Origin of the sequence: Ralstonia sp. 1138 (genome assembly GCF_040544795.1) — a bacterium.
GTDB classification, from domain to species: Bacteria; Pseudomonadota; Gammaproteobacteria; order Burkholderiales; family Burkholderiaceae; genus Ralstonia; species Ralstonia flatus.
The window spans coordinates 91954-107100 of record NZ_JBEPKQ010000003.1 but is presented as its reverse complement, the minus strand read 5'-3'; the positions used below and the strand labels follow the sequence as shown (position 1 = coordinate 107100).

The 15147-nt window shown below is 64.5% G+C and carries 15 protein-coding genes; 10 read left to right on the top strand and 5 right to left on the bottom strand.

Annotated elements, in window-relative coordinates; all coding sequences use genetic code 11:
• Nucleotides 1–20: 20 nt before the first annotated feature.
• The 4 genes from ABIC76_RS13360 to mpl all read right to left on the bottom strand — a co-directional run bounded on the left by ABIC76_RS13360 (nucleotide 21) and on the right by mpl (nucleotide 4862).
• Nucleotides 21–2117 carry a ribonuclease catalytic domain-containing protein gene (locus tag ABIC76_RS13360; protein WP_354534266.1) on the bottom strand — a complete coding sequence of 699 codons (2097 nt, stop codon included), beginning with the start codon at nucleotides 2115–2117 and terminating at the stop codon, nucleotides 21–23.
• Nucleotides 2118–2271: 154 nt separating this feature from the next.
• Nucleotides 2272–2850, bottom strand: a complete 579-nt coding sequence (locus ABIC76_RS13355) for a chorismate--pyruvate lyase family protein (protein ID WP_102066835.1) — start codon at nucleotides 2848–2850, stop codon at nucleotides 2272–2274.
• A complete protein-coding gene (locus ABIC76_RS13350) occupies nucleotides 2847–3470 on the bottom strand; it encodes a YqiA/YcfP family alpha/beta fold hydrolase (protein WP_102066836.1) in 624 nt (207 codons plus the stop codon). The genes ABIC76_RS13355 and ABIC76_RS13350 overlap by 4 nt, the downstream gene beginning before the upstream one ends.
• Before the next feature lie 6 nt (nucleotides 3471–3476).
• Complete coding sequence (gene mpl, locus ABIC76_RS13345) at nucleotides 3477–4862, bottom strand: UDP-N-acetylmuramate:L-alanyl-gamma-D-glutamyl-meso-diaminopimelate ligase (protein WP_102066837.1); 1386 nt, start codon at nucleotides 4860–4862, stop codon at nucleotides 3477–3479.
• A gap of 78 nt (nucleotides 4863–4940) precedes the next feature.
• Between mpl and ABIC76_RS13340 the strand changes: the two genes are divergently transcribed.
• The 10 genes from ABIC76_RS13340 (at nucleotide 4941) to ABIC76_RS13295 (ending at nucleotide 13518) form a co-directional block, all read left to right on the top strand.
• Nucleotides 4941–5615 (top strand): UDP-N-acetylmuramate--alanine ligase, encoded by a 675-nt coding sequence (locus ABIC76_RS13340; RefSeq protein WP_102066838.1) that lies wholly within the window; start codon nucleotides 4941–4943, stop codon nucleotides 5613–5615.
• A 65-nt stretch (nucleotides 5616–5680) separates the two neighbouring features.
• Nucleotides 5681–6205 carry a TlpA family protein disulfide reductase gene (locus ABIC76_RS13335; RefSeq protein WP_102066839.1) on the top strand — a complete coding sequence of 175 codons (525 nt, stop codon included), beginning with the start codon at nucleotides 5681–5683 and terminating at the stop codon, nucleotides 6203–6205.
• A gap of 182 nt (nucleotides 6206–6387) precedes the next feature.
• The gene (aroQ, locus tag ABIC76_RS13330) at nucleotides 6388–6855 is read left to right on the top strand and encodes a type II 3-dehydroquinate dehydratase (protein WP_354534265.1); all 468 of its coding nucleotides are present in this window, start codon (nucleotides 6388–6390) and stop codon (nucleotides 6853–6855) included.
• A gap of 141 nt (nucleotides 6856–6996) precedes the next feature.
• Nucleotides 6997–7464: an acetyl-CoA carboxylase biotin carboxyl carrier protein gene (gene accB / locus ABIC76_RS13325; RefSeq protein ID WP_354534264.1), complete on the top strand. Its 468-nt coding sequence runs from the start codon at nucleotides 6997–6999 to the stop codon at nucleotides 7462–7464.
• 131 nt (nucleotides 7465–7595) lie between these two features.
• On the top strand, nucleotides 7596–8963 hold the full coding sequence (gene accC, locus ABIC76_RS13320) for an acetyl-CoA carboxylase biotin carboxylase subunit (RefSeq protein WP_102066841.1): 1368 nt from the start codon (nucleotides 7596–7598) through the stop codon (nucleotides 8961–8963).
• Nucleotides 8960–9856 (top strand): 50S ribosomal protein L11 methyltransferase, encoded by an 897-nt coding sequence (prmA, locus tag ABIC76_RS13315; RefSeq protein WP_102066842.1) that lies wholly within the window; start codon nucleotides 8960–8962, stop codon nucleotides 9854–9856. Before accC ends, prmA begins: the two co-directional genes overlap by 4 nt.
• A 96-nt stretch (nucleotides 9857–9952) precedes the next feature.
• Nucleotides 9953–11392, top strand: coding sequence for a DUF3426 domain-containing protein (locus ABIC76_RS13310; protein WP_354534263.1), 1440 nt, complete (start codon nucleotides 9953–9955; stop codon nucleotides 11390–11392).
• A 120-nt stretch (nucleotides 11393–11512) separates the two neighbouring features.
• On the top strand, nucleotides 11513–12013 hold the full coding sequence (gene tpx / locus ABIC76_RS13305; RefSeq protein WP_027680357.1) for a thiol peroxidase: 501 nt from the start codon (nucleotides 11513–11515) through the stop codon (nucleotides 12011–12013).
• A gap of 92 nt (nucleotides 12014–12105) precedes the next feature.
• Nucleotides 12106–13041 (top strand): carbohydrate kinase family protein, encoded by a 936-nt coding sequence (locus ABIC76_RS13300; protein ID WP_147214585.1) that lies wholly within the window; start codon nucleotides 12106–12108, stop codon nucleotides 13039–13041.
• Between the two features lie 9 nt (nucleotides 13042–13050).
• On the top strand, nucleotides 13051–13518 hold the full coding sequence (locus tag ABIC76_RS13295; protein ID WP_009241557.1) for an outer membrane lipoprotein: 468 nt from the start codon (nucleotides 13051–13053) through the stop codon (nucleotides 13516–13518).
• Nucleotides 13519–13769: 251 nt separating this feature from the next.
• Here the strand turns inward: ABIC76_RS13295 and ABIC76_RS13290 are convergent, their stop codons facing one another.
• The gene (locus ABIC76_RS13290) at nucleotides 13770–14345 is read right to left on the bottom strand and encodes a histone H1-like DNA-binding protein (protein ID WP_004632965.1); all 576 of its coding nucleotides are present in this window, start codon (nucleotides 14343–14345) and stop codon (nucleotides 13770–13772) included.
• Nucleotides 14346–15147: the final 802 nt, after the last annotated feature.

Here is a 15147-nt window from a genome sequence, read left to right as displayed (position 1 = left end):
AGTTCAGACTGCGATTGTAGTTAGGCAGCGGTAGGCGTTCCACCGGTCTCGCCGTCCTGCGGCGGCGGCGCCACAGCAGCGTCGGCTTCGGCGCGCGCCTCTTCCCCATCGGCGGCCGGTTGTGGTTCAGCCGGCACATCGGCTTCGGTCTCTGCCTCGGCCAGTTCTTCTTCGATGGCCTCCGCTTCCGATTGCGCGTCCGCAGCGGGGGCGAGGATCTCGACCACACGGCACGACACTTCCAGACTGATCTCGTCGGTGTCCAGGATATCGAGTACGACATGCGTGCCGCGCGGCGTTTGCGCCAACTCCGGCACCTTGGTCACCAGCGGAATGTCGGCGAAGCGCACGGCGCCTTCCTTGAGCACGACAGCCTGCATGCGCGTGCGGTTCTCCTGCTTGAGCCAGCGCAGGCACCAGTAGCGCTCCATGGTCGACTGGTGGTCGGCGTAAGCAGCGTAAGTGGCTTCGAAGTCGGCCACGGCAGCCAGCAGATCGGCATCTTTGGGCTTGAACGGCGCGATCAGCTTGGCCGTCACGCCGTGCTGTGCCACCGCTGCGATCTGCCATTGATTGACCAGATCGACATAGCGGCGCAGCGGCGAGGTGCTCCACGCGTACTGCGCCACGCCCAGACCTTCGTGCGGCGCCGGATACGTCTGCATGCGCGTACGGTGCATGCCCCACGCCTTCTGCGTCCGATAGATGCCCGGCACCCCGGCGTCGGCCAGCATGCGGCCCCACGTGCTGTTGGCCAGGATCATCAGCTCGGCGACGATCTTGTCCAGCGGCGAGCCGCGTTTGCGCTGCTCGATCCGCACGCGCTCGCCACCGCCTTCCGCCTCGGGAATCGGGTCGATGTAGAACGAGTAATCGCCCTTCTGCGCGCCCTCCGGCTTCAGGCCGCTGGCGATGCGGGCCTGCTGGCGGCCGTCATACAACGCGCACACAAACGGCCACAGCACCGCCAGCTCGGCCTTGAACGGATAGTCGCCCGAGCCATCGGCGAGCGCGTCGGCGGTGATCACATCGTCGAGCAGGTTGTGGCGCAGGTTGGCCGCCACGGTCACGGATTCGCAGCGGGTTTCGCTGGCGGTGACCGCCCACGTGGCGCGGTCGACCGTCACATACAGCGACAGCGCCGGGCATGCGCGCCCTTCCTGCAGCGTGTAGCGATCCACCACCGACTCCGGCAGCATCGTGATCTTGTCGCCGGGGAAATACACGGTGGACAAACGCTGGCGCGCAATCACGTCCAGCGGTTCGCCGCGCTGGATGCCGAAACCCGGCGCGGCAATATGGATGCCGATGCGCACGGTGGCGTCGTCAATGGGCGTGACCGAGATGGCGTCGTCGATTTCCGTGGTGGTCACGTCGTCGATCGAGAAGGCGCGCACGTCGGCAGCCGGCAGCTCCATCGCCGGTTCCGGCACGGTCACATCCGGGAAGCCGGTGCCCTTCGGGAAACATTCCGAGAGAAAGCGGGCCTCGTGCAGCGCGCGGGCGTTGGCGATGCCGCCGACCGCCACCATCAGGCGCATCGGCGACAGGCCCAGCGCGGTGCACGCCGCATCGAGCGCCTTGTATTCGAGGCTGTTCTTGTCCGGCTTGAACAGCAGCTGCAGCGTCTTGCCGCGGAAGGCCTCGGGCAGGCGCATCGCTCTCAGCTCGGCTTCGTATTCGGCCTGCAGGGCGGCTTGCTGCTTCTTGCGCTCCAAACCTGCAAGCGCGGCCTTCAGTTGGTCTTCGGGCGCGCGCTGATAGCGGCCGCGGCCCTTGCGGCGGAAGTAGATCGGCGAACCATGCAGCGCGATGGCCAGCGCGGCCTGCTGCGTGGCATTGGCGCCGGCGCCAAAATATTCACCGGCCAGATCGGTAAAGCCGAATTCTTCGGCCGAAGCGCATTCCCAGAGGAAATCCAGGTCGATCTCTGCCGACAGCGCCTGGGCGGCCTGCGACAACTCGCCGGCGGACGGCTGCGCGAATTGCAGCAACACGTCGCGCGACTTGACCTTGGTGCGCTTGGCGCTCGGCAACTCGACCTGATAGGCCTCGCCTTGTTGGGACAAGACGGTGCCCGCGCGGATCTCGCCGCCTTCTTCAAACAGCAACTGCATGGATTTGTATGGATTGCGGCACTCGCACGAGCGAGCGTCACTTTGAATGAGGTGGAATGGCCGCGCCGCCCGACGTTACAACGTCACGCGCGGCGATCAAAAGTTGGGGGCGATGATACCGCACTGGCCCGCCGCCCGGCCCGCGAAAATACGCTTAGCGCAGCGGGTGGAAACCTGCCAGCGCGGGCAGGAAAACCTCCGTCACCAGCATCGCGCTTGCACCGCGCCGGAACACCGACCGGCGGGCCGGTAGCCGTGACGTGCCCGAGACAGGCGCATCGCCCAGCGCGTCGTGCGCGCGGCGCACCAGCGGGTGGCGCGCGTCCAGCAAGGCGAATTCGAAGTCCCCGCGCTGCACACGCGGATCGGCAAACAAAGAATGCCCCAGCGGCTGCGTCCCGAGCGCTTTGAGGAACGGCCAGTCGAGCGCCACGCTGCGCGGGTGGACGATGGTGTGGGCATACACCACCGGAATCTCGTCGCAAATCAGCAAAACTTCGCGGACGAGCGTCTTTGCGGCACGCGACATGCCCAGGCAACGCCACTCGTCGCGCAACGGCATCGCGCGCTGCTGGCCGAGCAATTGGACGCGAAAGCGCGACGATGCCCCTCGAAGACGTGCCGTCAGCGAGTCTGCGCCCAGGGCCCAACGCGCCCAATGCCGGTCATAAACGACAGCCGGAGGCAGCGCGCTTCGCCACAGGCTGCGCGGATACGACGGTGAATCGGTCATGCGGCGTCGAACGGATGTGCGGCCAGCAACTGAGCAGGAATACCGCAAAAGACGAGCACTTCGTCCATGTACTGCGCAAAATCGCCGATGCCGTGGTCACTGCCGTCGATGACGCGCGTGGCGGCTCCCGGGAAATGAGCGAGCATTTCGCGGTAGTCCAACACCTCGTCACCCGTCGTCGCGAGCAGGTAATAACGCTCGGGTTGCGTGATAGCGGGCACGGCGAGCGCGCGCAGCTCGTCCAAATGGTGCGGCTCGACGCGGATCGTGCCGCCGCCATGCCACAGCGGCTGCTCCCCGACATACTTGGCGAGATCCCGCTCCGGGCGGGTGGCTGGATTGAGCATCGCCGCGCGCAGCCCATGGCGCTCCGCCAGCCAAGTCGCATAAAAGCCGCCCAGCGAGGAGCCAATGAGCACCGGTCGCGTGCCGTCGCGCTCGCTCAACTCGGCAATCAGCGCCTCGGTTTCGGCCATTGCCTCGCGCGGTGAGACGGGCAACGCCGGACAAACGTACTGATCCGCCGCCCCGACGGACGCCATCCGCTTGCCCAGCAACTGGGCCTTAAACGAGCGCGGCGACGAACGGAATCCGTGCAGATAGACAATGGATGCCGACATATCGGATCAGTTTGCCGCGTTGACCTGCTCTGCCAGCGCGTCGAGCAGCTTCTGGTGAACGCCCCCGAAGCCGCCATTGCTCATGACAAGCACATGGTCGCCCGGCCGAGCCATCGCCGTGACAGCGTTCACCAAACCGCTCAGGTCAGAGAACGTATTCGCACGCGCGCCCAAAGACGCCAACGCGCCCGCCAAGTCCCAGCCGATGGCGTCACGGCCGTTGGCGGCGCCGTAAGCAAAGACCTGGTCCGCGCCGGACAGACTCTCGGGAAGCGCTTGCTTCATCACACCGAGCTTCATGGTGTTGGAACGGGGCTCCAGCACGGCCAGAATGCGGCCTTGACCGACGCGGCGGCGCAGCCCCTCGATCGTGGTCCGAATGGCCGTGGGGTGGTGGGCGAAATCGTCGTAGACGGTGACGCCGTTGACCGTGCCGCGCACTTCCATCCGGCGTTTCACATTTTCGAAACGGGCCAGGCTTTCAATGGCTTGGGCGGGTGGCACACCAACGTGGCGTGCGGCGGCAATGGCGGCGACGGCGTTCATACGGTTATGGTCGCCCTGCAGCGCCCAGCGGACGCGACCCTGCGCTTGCCCGTTGAAAACAACGTCAAAGCTGTCGTCGTCGCCCAGATTGGCGATTTTCCAGCCCTCGCCGTCTTCTGCGCCGAACCGCTCGACTTCGGACCAGCATCCGCGCTCAAGTACGCGGGTGAGGCTGTCTTCGCGACCATTGACGAGCAGCCGCCCTTGGCCGGGCACAGTACGCACCAGGTGGTGGAATTGCGTTTCGATCGCAGCGAGATCCGGGAAGATGTCGGCGTGATCGAATTCCAGGTTGTTCAATATGGCCGTGCGAGGGCGGTAATGGACGAACTTGCTGCGCTTGTCGAAGAAGGCGGTGTCGTACTCGTCGGCCTCGATGACGAAGTAGTCGGATTCGGTCAGCCGCGCCGACAGCCCGAAGTTGCGCGGCACGCCACCCACCAGGAAGCCCGGGTTGTAGCCGGCGTCCTCCAGAATCCAGGCGAGCATCGACGTGGTTGTCGTCTTGCCGTGCGTGCCGGCGACGGCAAGCACCCATTTCTGGTGCAATACGTTGTCGCCGAGCCATTGCGGGCCGGAAATGTAGGGCAGATTGCGGTCCAGGATGGCTTCCATCAGCGGATTGCCCCGGGAGATCACGTTGCCGATCATGTACAGATCGGCGCCGATGGAGAGCTGTTCCGGGTCGAAGCCTTCAATCAGTTCGATGCCCTGCGCTTCGAGCTGGGTGCTCATCGGCGGGTAGACGTTGGCGTCGCAACCGGTGACGCGGTGACCAGCCTGGCGGGCGATCAGGGCAATGCCGCCCATGAAGGTGCCGCAGATTCCAAGGATGTGGATATGCATGGGTGCCGTCTCAACTTCGTAGCGCCGCATTGTACCTGCGGCTTCAGGCCGGCCCGCGCGCTTCAGTAAAATAGAGCCATGTCAAAACGCCCCACCCTCGATCCCGCCCGCGTGCGGGAGGAAATTGCCGTCACCGCCGCCCGCATGATCGCGGAAGACGGTGCCGATTACGCCACCGCCAAACGCAAGGCCGCACGCCAGGTGCTTGGCACGGAAGCCCGCGCGCCGGGGGAATGGCTGCCGGACAACGAACAGGTCGAGACGGAAGTCCGCGAATACCAGGCACTGTTCCAGGCCGAATCCCAGCCGCGCGTGCTCGCGTTGCTGCGCCGCATTGCGCTGCTCCTGATGGAAGGACTGGCTGTCCACAATCCATATCTGGCGGGCGCCGTCTTCAATGGCACCGCGAGCGAGCACTCGGACATCCACCTGCAGGTCTTCTGTGACAGCCCCAAGGATGTGGCGATCTTCCTGCTCAACGCCGGCGTGGAGTTCGACACCACGGAAAGCGCCCACTTCGCCGGCCGCGACGAGGTGGAGACGCTCAGCTTCCTGTGGCGGGGCCAATGGCCCGCCGGGCCCGAATCCCGCGAACTCGCACGCGAACTGCGCGCTGAAACGGGCACGCCGGTCGGCGTCCATATCGCCCTGTATGACATGAACGATGTACGCGGTGCGCGGCGCGCCGACGCCACCGGCAAGACGCAGCGGGGCGACGCCGCCGCCGTACGTGCCCTCCTGTCGCAGGGGTGATCCGCCGACAGGAGTACAATCCGCCACGCTTCGCCTCTGTCTATATATAGAGACCCCCGCCAACCATGTCGCGCCGCACCACTTTGATTGCCCTGTTGATCGCCGGCCTGATTGCCGCGGCGGCGGGCGTCTATTTCGGGCATCGCGCCACTGAGCCCCAAACACCCGCCAACAGCGCGGTGGCCGCGTTTTACAGCAGCAAGCTGCCTGACGCCAATGGCGCGCCGCTGGATCTGGCGGCGTTTCGCGGCCAGCCGGTGGTGATCAATTTCTGGGCGCCGTGGTGCGGTCCTTGCGTGGAGGAAATGCCTGAACTGTCGGCGCTGGCGCAGGAACAGAAGTCCAAGGCAAAGTTCGTGGGCATCGGCATTGACTCGGCCGCCAATATCCAGACGTTTCTGGGTAAGGTCCACGTCACATATCCGGTCGCCGTGGCAGGCTTTGGCGGGACGGAACTGGGCCGGCAGTTCGGCAACGACGTCGGCGGCCTGCCGTTTACTGTGATCCTTAATTCACAAGGCGAAATCACGTTCCGGAAGATGGGCCGGGTGCACGCCGATGAACTGCGAGCAGCCCTGCAGCGCACGTGAATATGGAAAAACGTCATATGACGTTCATGTGCACGCAACTCCCCTTCTTCTTCGGCAAAAGCGCAGACCCGACGCACAAGATCGGTGAAAACACCGATTTGTTGAGAGTTTTTCAGCAAAAACTAGACAAAGCATTCTAAGTTGCTGTAAATTGCGCCCAACTTCGCTCAAGCGGTCAAACCGTGGCTGATAAATCCATCGCCAAAGCGCTTCGCAACGTGCTCGTGCTGCACGGCCCGAACCTCAATTTGCTGGGGACGCGCGAGCCGGAAGTCTATGGTGCAACGACCCTCGCCGACATCAATGCCGCCTTGGCCGAACGCGCCGCAGCGCGCGGCGTGACGCTGGCGCACTTCCAGTCGAACCACGAAGGGGCGCTGGTGGATCGCATCCATGCCGCCAAGAGCGAAGGCGTTGAATTCATCATCATCAATCCGGCCGCCTACACCCACACGAGTGTGGCGCTGCGCGATGCGCTGGCCGGCGTGGTGATCCCGTATATCGAAGTCCATCTGTCCAACGTGCATCGCCGCGAGCCGTTCCGCCACCATTCGTACCTGGCGGACCAGGCCGTGGGCGTGATTTGCGGGCTGGGCTGGCGCGGCTATCTGGCGGCGCTGGACTTCGCAATCGATCAACACGGCGGCTGATCAGCCGTCTTCTTTCTTTTATTTCAACCACTTAACCAACGCAACGACGCCAGCGCCTGGAGCGCCTTTGACCGATGCGCGGCTGAAGAGCCATTCGCGCGCATCGACCGCCCAGACCGCCGACGCTGCAGGAGAACGCTCATGGATTTGCGCAAGCTGAAAACGCTGATCGACCTGGTGGCCGAATCGGGCATTTCGGAACTCGAAGTGACCGAGGGCGAAGGCAAGGTCCGCATCGTCAAATCGGCACCGCAAGTGGTGGCCCCGATGCAATATGCGCCGATGCAGATGCAGGCCGCACCGACTGTCAGCGCGCCTGCCGCAGCAGCGCCGGCCGCCGTCGGCGCCGAAGCAGCGTCGCCCGCCCTGCCGGCTGGCCACATCGTGACGTCGCCGATGGTCGGTACGTTCTACCGCTCGCCGTCGCCGGGCGCAGCGGAGTTCGTCAAGGTGGGCGACACCGTCAAGGAAGGCCAGACGATCTGCATCATCGAAGCGATGAAGCTGCTCAACGAGATCGAAGCGGACAAGGCCGGCGTCATCAAGGAAATCCTGATCGAAAACGGCCAGGCTGTGGAATACGGCCAACCGCTGTTCGTGATCGGCTGATCTCCCGGCATCCGACCCTCATCGTGCGGCGCGCAGCGTGCCGCATCCGAGCGCGAGCCGGCGCACAAGGGCTGCCACTAGCGCAGCCCGGCCACAGCGCCCTCGCCTCTCCTTTTTGTAGCGAGAACACGATGTTCGACAAGATCCTGATCGCGAATCGCGGCGAGATCGCTCTTCGCATCCAGCGCGCCTGCCGCGAACTCGGCATCAAGACCGTGGTGGTCTATTCCGAGGCGGACAAGGAAGCCAAATACGTCAAGCTGGCCGACGAAGCCGTGTGTATCGGCCCGGCACCGTCGCCGCTGTCGTACCTCAACATGCCGGCCATCATCTCGGCCGCCGAGGTGACCGACGCACAGGCCATCCACCCCGGCTACGGCTTCCTGTCAGAAAACGCCGACTTTGCCGAGCGTGTGGAGCAATCCGGCTTCACTTTCATCGGCCCGACGCCCGAATCGATCCGCCTGATGGGCGACAAGGTCTCGGCCAAGCAGGCGATGATCAAGTCCGGCGTGCCGTGCGTGCCGGGCTCGGAAGGCGCTCTTTCGGAAGATCCGAAGGAAATCCTGGCAACGGCCAAGAAGGTCGGCTATCCGGTGATCATCAAGGCAGCTGGCGGTGGCGGTGGCCGTGGTATGCGCGTGGTGCACACCGAGGCCGCGCTGATCAACGCCGTCAACATGACCCGCGAAGAAGCCGGCCGCGCCTTCGGCAATCCGGAAGTCTATATGGAGAAGTTCCTGGAGCATCCGCGCCACGTGGAAATCCAGGTTCTGGCCGACCAGCACCGCAACGCCATCTGGCTGGGCGAGCGCGACTGCTCCATGCAGCGCCGCCACCAGAAGGTGATCGAGGAAGCGCCGGCACCGCACATTCCGCGCCGCCTGATCGAACGCATTGGCGACCGCTGCGCCGAGGCTTGCAAGAAGATCGGCTACCGCGGCGCCGGCACGTTCGAGTTCCTGTATGAGAACGGCGAGTTCTACTTCATCGAAATGAACACGCGCGTGCAGGTCGAACATCCGGTCACGGAAATGATCACGGGCGTCGACATCGTGCAGGAGCAGATCCGCGTGGCGGCCGGCGAAAAGCTGCGCTTCCGCCAGAAAGACATCACGCTCAAGGGCCACGCCATCGAGTGCCGCATCAACGCGGAAGATCCGTTCAAGTTCACGCCGTCGCCGGGCCGCATCACGTCGTGGCACGTGCCGGGTGGCCCGGGCGTCCGCGTGGATTCGCACGCCTACAACGGCTACTTCGTGCCGCCCAATTACGACTCGATGATCGGCAAGGTCATCACGTATGGCGCCACGCGCGAGCAGGCCATCGCCCGCATGCGCATCGCCCTGTCGGAAATGGTGGTGGAAGGCATCCAGACCAACGTGCCGCTGCACCGCGACCTGATGCTCGATGCCAACTTCGTTGAGGGCGGCACCGACATCCACTACCTGGAGCACCGTCTGGCGCAACAGGAAGTGGCCAAGGGTGGCGGCAAGTGACGTACCGCGAATGCGTGCTCGAAGTGGCGCGTGACGACGCTGAAGCGTTGTCCGAAGCCCTGTTTGATCTCGGCGCGCTGTCGGTCTCGGTGGAAGACGCCGATGCCGACACGCCTGAAGAGCAACCGCTCTTTGGCGAGCCCGGCCACGAACCGACACGCCTGGCGTGGAACCGCTCGCGCGTGGTTGCGCTGCTCGCCGACGATGCCGATCCGGCGTTGCTGGTGGCAGCCGCAGCCAACGAGATCAACCTCTCGCCGCTGCCCGCGTACACCGTGCGTGAAGTCGAAGAGCAGGACTGGGTGCGCGTGACGCAATCGCAGTTCGAGCCGATCCATATTGGTGAGCACATCTGGGTCGTGCCGTCCTGGCACGACGCGCCGGAACCCGACGCCGTGGTGCTGGAGCTGGACCCCGGCCTCGCGTTCGGCACCGGCAGCCACCCGACCACGCGCCTGTGCATGGAATGGCTGGAGCAGCACGTGCAACCCGGCGAACGCACGCTCGACTACGGTTGCGGCTCGGGCATCCTGGCCATCGTCGCCAAGAAGCTCGGCGCCGGAGAAACCGTCGGTGTGGACATCGATCCGAATGCGGTGGAAGCCTCGCGCTACAACGCCGAGCGTAACCGCGTCGAAGCCACGTTTGCCCTGCCCGACGACGCACCGGAAGGCACGTTCGATCTGGTCGTCGCCAACATCCTGTCGAATCCGCTCAAGCTGATGGCAGCCATGCTGTGCGCACGTGTGCGGCCGGGCGGCCGGTTGATTCTGTCAGGTGTGCTCGAGCGCCAAGCCGAAGAAGTGGCGGCCGCGTATGCCTCCGCCATTCCGCTCACGGTGTGGCGTGCACGTGACGGCTGGGTCTGCCTGCATGGTGTGAAGCCCGCGTAATTCCGCGGTATTGCGCGCCAGCGCCACCTGCAAAGGTCGACGCTGGCGCCGCTGTCTGCAATACTCGCGCGGTCGGCTTTTTTCTCCTCGTCCCGCATGGCAACTGCGCCACAAGCTGCGCCACGTTTGGCCGCCCGCTGTCCCAACTGTCAAACCGCGTTCCGCGTTGTCGCCGATCAACTGCGGCTGCGCGGCGGACTTGTGCGTTGCGGGCGCTGCAATCACGTCTTCGATGGCCGCGATCATCTGATCGAACTGGGCGCCGTAGCCACGCCTGCGGCGCCGGCGGCCGAGGCACCGCAGCCTCCGCAATCGCCGGAACCCGCCGCCCGCGTTGCGCCACTCGCGCCGTCAGCCACTCCTGAACCCGAAGCGCCCGCAGTGCCATCTGCCGCAGAGGACGATCACGGCTTCGGCATGACGCTGATCTGGGAAGAAGACGTTCCTGAAGAAGGCGTCGCGGAAGTCCATCTGGGGGAAGTTGAAGGCGCAACGCCGGTGCCTGACGTGCCATCCACCGCACCCGACACGCGTCCACTCCCCGACGAAGTACCAATCGAGCCCGAGGTAGAGCCAGCCGCTGAACCGACGCAGGAAACACGACCGCCGGAACCGCCCGCGCCGCCCGCCGATCCATTCCACGGCCTGCCGCCCATTCGCGACCTCGACGACGAGGAAGACGCGTTCGCGGCAGCCGTACCCAAGCAGCCGTCAGCTGACTTGCCGGTGGAACCGGCAATCACGCCCGCGGCGGCGGCAGCGACGACCGCCGCGGCGGCAGCGGTCTCGGCCCCTGCAAAGCTAGAGGCGGAGAAGCACGATTCGGTCTGGATGCGTCACGAAACCGATCCGCATACGCTTTTTGCACCGGTGCCGCGCCGTCATGGCCTCGCACGCCGCACGCAAGCCGAGCCGGCGGGCCCGACGCCGCAGCGCACGCTGACTGGCGCGCCGCGTCCGCGCAAGGTGCGGGGGCCGAACCACGGTGTCTCTGCCGCGACGCTGGATTTCTTGCGCGCCGCGCAAGCGCGAGAGCAAACACGCAAAACGACGGGACGCCGCGCACTGGCGCGCGTTGCGATCGGCCTGCTCGCGGTGGCGGCCGTGCTGCAACTGCTCTTCCTGGCACGGGCCGAGATCGCCCGACGGGCGCCGTCCACACGCCCGATGTTGGAAGCCCTGTGCCAGCCGTTGCACTGCACGATTGCGCCACCGCGTGACCTCGATGCACTGCAGATCGAATCGTCTCAACTGCAGCGGCAGGAAGGCGACGCGTCCGACCAGTACGTGTTGACCGCGACGCTGCGCAACCGCGCCGGCGGCCCCATCGCCCTGCCCGCCATCGAACTGGTCACGACCGATCTGCAGGACCAGCTGCTCTCGCGCCGCGCGCTGCTGCCCAGCGACTACCTCAACCCGAGCGACAGTGCATACAGCAAGTCAGGGCTGCCCGCCCGCGCTGAACTACCGATTCGGGTACGATTCCAGTCCCAGCGCCCGACGGCCAACTACCGGGTCCTGATTTTTTACCCCTGAGTTTTCATCCTGGCTTAGAGCCGCTAACAAGAACCTGCCGGCCCGGCGTGCCGACGCAGATGCCACGAGGATCTTGTTAGCGGCTTTTCCCCAACACGCATCAAAGGAAGGAGTAACACCATGGCAAACGTGACCCTTGGCGGCAACCCGATCGAAGTCGGCGGCCAATTCCCGACCGCAGGCTCGAAGGCCCCGGCATTCACGCTGGTCGGCGCAGACTTGAAGGACGTGTCGCTCGCGGACTTTGCCGGCAAGCGCAAGGTTCTGAACATCGTGCCGAGCCTGGACACCCCGGTGTGCGCCACCTCCACGCGCAAGTTCAACGAAGCCGCCGCCAAGCTGGATAACACGGTCGTGCTGTCCATCTCTGCCGACCTGCCGTTCGCAGCGGGCCGCTTCTGCACCACCGAAGGCATCGCAAACGTGAAGCCGCTGTCGACCTTCCGCGACAAGGGTTTCAAGCAAGCCTACGGCGTCGACATCACGTCGGGCCCGCTGGCTGGCGTGACCGCCCGCGCCGTGGTCGTGCTCGACGCCAACGACACCGTCCTGTACTCGCAACTCGTGCCGGAGATCAAGGACGAGCCGAACTACGACGCGGCCCTGGCTGCGCTGAAGTAAGCTGAACTGACTGCATCGAGACCGGCTTCCGGTCTCTCGTTCATCACACGGCCGTCCACTGGGCGGCCGTGTCATATCTGGAGTGCTTCAATATGGCCAGCGTGATCTGCGGCTCGGTTGCCTACGACACCATCATGACGTTCGACGGACACTTCCGCGAACACATCCTGCCCGACAAGATCCACATCCTGAATGTCTCCTTTCTGGTGCCGACCATGCGCCGCGAGTTCGGTGGCTGCGCAGGCAACATCGCCTACACGCTGAAGATGCTCGGCGGCGAGCCCATCATTATGGGCACCGTCGGCCAGGATGCGGGCCCGTATCTGGACTACCTGAAAAAGCTCGGCATCTCGACAGCGCATATCACGGAGGTGCCGGACACGTTCACCGCGCAGGCGATGATCACGACCGACCGCGACAACAACCAGATCACCGCCTTCCACCCAGGCGCGATGAGCCATTCGAGCATCAATTCGGTCAAGAATGCCCTGCCGGCAAGGCTCGGCCTGGTGGGCCCAGACAGCCGCGAAGGCATGCTGCACCACGCCACCCAATTTGCCGAATCGGGCGTGCCTTTCATCTTCGATCTGGGCCAGGCAATGCCGCTGTTTGACGGCGCCGACCTGCGCCACTTCGTTGAACTCGCCAGCTACGTGGTGGTCAATGACTACGAAGCGCAGGTCATGCTGTCACGCACGGGCTACAGTGCGGCAGAACTTGCGCAGCGCGTCGAAGCTTACATCGTCACGCGCGGGGAAGAAGGGGCGGAGATTTACGCCGGCGGCAAGCAGTACACTATTCCGGTCGTGCCGGCCGAACGTGTGGTCGACCCGACCGGTTGCGGCGACGCCTTCCGCGGCGGCCTGCTCTACGGCATCGAGAATGGCCTGGACTGGGATACCACCGGCCGCCTCGCCAGCCTGATGGGCTCACTCAAGATCGCTTGCCAAGGCCCGCAGAATCACGGCCTGCCCGTCGACGAGATTGCGCGACGCTTTGAATCCGCTTTCGGGTACCGGTATCAATAAGGAACGAACATGAAACCCATCTATCGCATCGGCGCCGCGACTCTGCTGGTCGCCGCCCTTGGCCTGCAAGGCTGCGCCATGGGCACCAACTCCAACAGCGCCTACACTTCGGGGCAGGCGCAACGTGAGCAGACCGTGCGCTTCGGTACGGTAGATTCCGTGCGCAATGTCGTGATCGATCGTGAGCAGACCGGCGTTGGCACCATTGCCGGCGGCGCGATCGGCGGCATCGGTTCGGCTGCAGCCATCGGGCGCGGCAACGGCTCGGTGGCGGCGGGTGTGCTCGGTGCGATTCTCGGTGGCGTCGCGGGCAGCGCGCTCGAAGGTCAGATGAACAAGCGGCCTGGCCTCGAAATCACCGTCAAGCTCGACAACGGCGAGTACCGCGCCATCACGCAGGACGCCGACGAGGCGTTCCGCCCTGGCGAGCGCGTGCGCCTGCTGTCATCGGGCGGCGTGACGCGCGTCACGCACTAATCAAGCGCGCTCGGCTGATACGCCGAGGGGTTCATCGGAAAACCGCATCGGCACCGCGCCGGTGCGGTTTTTTTATGCTCGCAGGAAACGTATGCGCAACGCGCGGGCAAGAAAAAGCCCGCCGGGGCGTGAGCCGATCGGCGGGCGGTGCAAGACACCAAGGCCTTGCGGACCGGATACGCAGTATCCGATCAGGTGGGCGCGACCTGCGCGCCGCTGTGGTCCCGGAGGATCACCGTCGTCAGAATGACTTACGGACGGTTGCCGGTCGGGAACGGCCATGCCGCAGCCGGGTTCAGCGCGGTCTTGGCAGCGGGTGCAGCAGGTGCAGCGGCCGGAGCAGCAGCGGGCTTGGCGACAGCCTTCTTGGCCGGAGCCTTCTTCGCAGCAGGCTTGGCGGCAGCCTTCTTGGCAGCCGGGGCCTTCTTCGCAGCAGCCTTCTTCGCAGCAGGCTTGGCAGCAGCCTTCTTGGCAGCCGGAGCCTTCTTGGCTGCAACCTTCTTCACCGCGGCTTTCTTGGCCGGAGCCTTCTTGGCTGCAACCTTCTTCACTGCAGCTTTCTTGGCCGGGGCCTTCTTGGCTGCAACCTTCTTCACTGCAGCTTTCTTGGCCGGAGCCTTCTTGGCTGCAACCTTCTTCACTGCGGCCTTCTTGGCGGGTGCCTTCTTGGCAGCGACCTTCTTAGCTGCAACCTTCTTGGCCGGGGCCTTCTTAGCGGCCGGAGCAGCCTTCTTTGCAGCAGCCTTCTTGGCGGCCGGAGCCTTCTTTGCAGCGGCCTTCTTGGCCGGGGCCTTGGCGGCCGGTTTCTTCTTAGCAGCAGTTGCCATGGGAAACTCCTTCAAGATTGGGTATCGAACTATCGAGATTGAGCAACCCGACCGGCCCGATCCCACGATGCATTGGCACCGCCAGACCAACCGAGCGAGCGATTCATCGGCGCGCCACCAAACGGCAGTCGCACGCTAATGAATTCGGTAGGAAGATCTGCGACTTGCGCGGTGAACACACGCAGCAAGTTGCACGCCCCGGTTGCGCGCACGAGCGCAGCCGCAGTCGGCCGGACAGAATGCATCCGGCGAGTCTTCATCAATTGAGAGGACCGGGGCATCGTGGCCACACCGGTCGAAATCTGATCTTGCGCGAATCGCTGCGTAGACCGCAAAGCCGCTTGCAGCGTGACTTTGCGGACAGCGAAAAACTGGAGAGCGCGCGTTTTCTTTTGGGGGTAGTACGCCCATCCCGACGGGGGGATCGCAGAGACGGCACCGAGTTCAAACAGCCCTGTCGGCGTGGCGTGCATCAAAGTGGTTACGCTCCTCGACTACCTTTCACTTGCCGCTTGGAACTTCATCGTCGTTGATCGCGCGAAGGTCCCTTGCATCGAAGTCAACGTCTTGTCAAGGCGAATCATAATTCGTTTGCGCGGTGATGTTAAGAGATTTATGCAAAAAGCGCGGCGAGTTTTGGTGAAGGATTGCGCTGCGTCTGTGCGTCGCTGCGATTCGCATCGCGCATGCGCGCAGATCGCTGTCGCGAATGCGCATTTTCTTGCGTCGTGACATCACGTTGCGACGTTGCTCCGTGTTGACACAAGCGCCCCGCAAACCCAGTGTTCATGCCGGTTTACAG

Coding starts and splice junctions, on each gene's coding strand:
- ABIC76_RS13360 (WP_354534266.1), bottom strand. CDS start 2,117: ATGCAGTTGCTGTTTGAAGAAGGCGGCGAGATCCGCGCGGGCACCGTC.
- ABIC76_RS13355 (WP_102066835.1), bottom strand. CDS start 2,850: ATGACCGATTCACCGTCGTATCCGCGCAGCCTGTGGCGAAGCGCGCTG.
- ABIC76_RS13350 (WP_102066836.1), bottom strand. CDS start 3,470: ATGTCGGCATCCATTGTCTATCTGCACGGATTCCGTTCGTCGCCGCGC.
- mpl (WP_102066837.1), bottom strand. CDS start 4,862: ATGCATATCCACATCCTTGGAATCTGCGGCACCTTCATGGGCGGCATT.
- ABIC76_RS13340 (WP_102066838.1), top strand. CDS start 4,941: ATGTCAAAACGCCCCACCCTCGATCCCGCCCGCGTGCGGGAGGAAATT.
- ABIC76_RS13335 (WP_102066839.1), top strand. CDS start 5,681: ATGTCGCGCCGCACCACTTTGATTGCCCTGTTGATCGCCGGCCTGATT.
- accB (WP_354534264.1), top strand. CDS start 6,997: ATGGATTTGCGCAAGCTGAAAACGCTGATCGACCTGGTGGCCGAATCG.
- accC (WP_102066841.1), top strand. CDS start 7,596: ATGTTCGACAAGATCCTGATCGCGAATCGCGGCGAGATCGCTCTTCGC.
- ABIC76_RS13310 (WP_354534263.1), top strand. CDS start 9,953: ATGGCAACTGCGCCACAAGCTGCGCCACGTTTGGCCGCCCGCTGTCCC.
- tpx (WP_027680357.1), top strand. CDS start 11,513: ATGGCAAACGTGACCCTTGGCGGCAACCCGATCGAAGTCGGCGGCCAA.
- ABIC76_RS13300 (WP_147214585.1), top strand. CDS start 12,106: ATGGCCAGCGTGATCTGCGGCTCGGTTGCCTACGACACCATCATGACG.
- ABIC76_RS13295 (WP_009241557.1), top strand. CDS start 13,051: ATGAAACCCATCTATCGCATCGGCGCCGCGACTCTGCTGGTCGCCGCC.
- ABIC76_RS13290 (WP_004632965.1), bottom strand. CDS start 14,345: ATGGCAACTGCTGCTAAGAAGAAACCGGCCGCCAAGGCCCCGGCCAAG.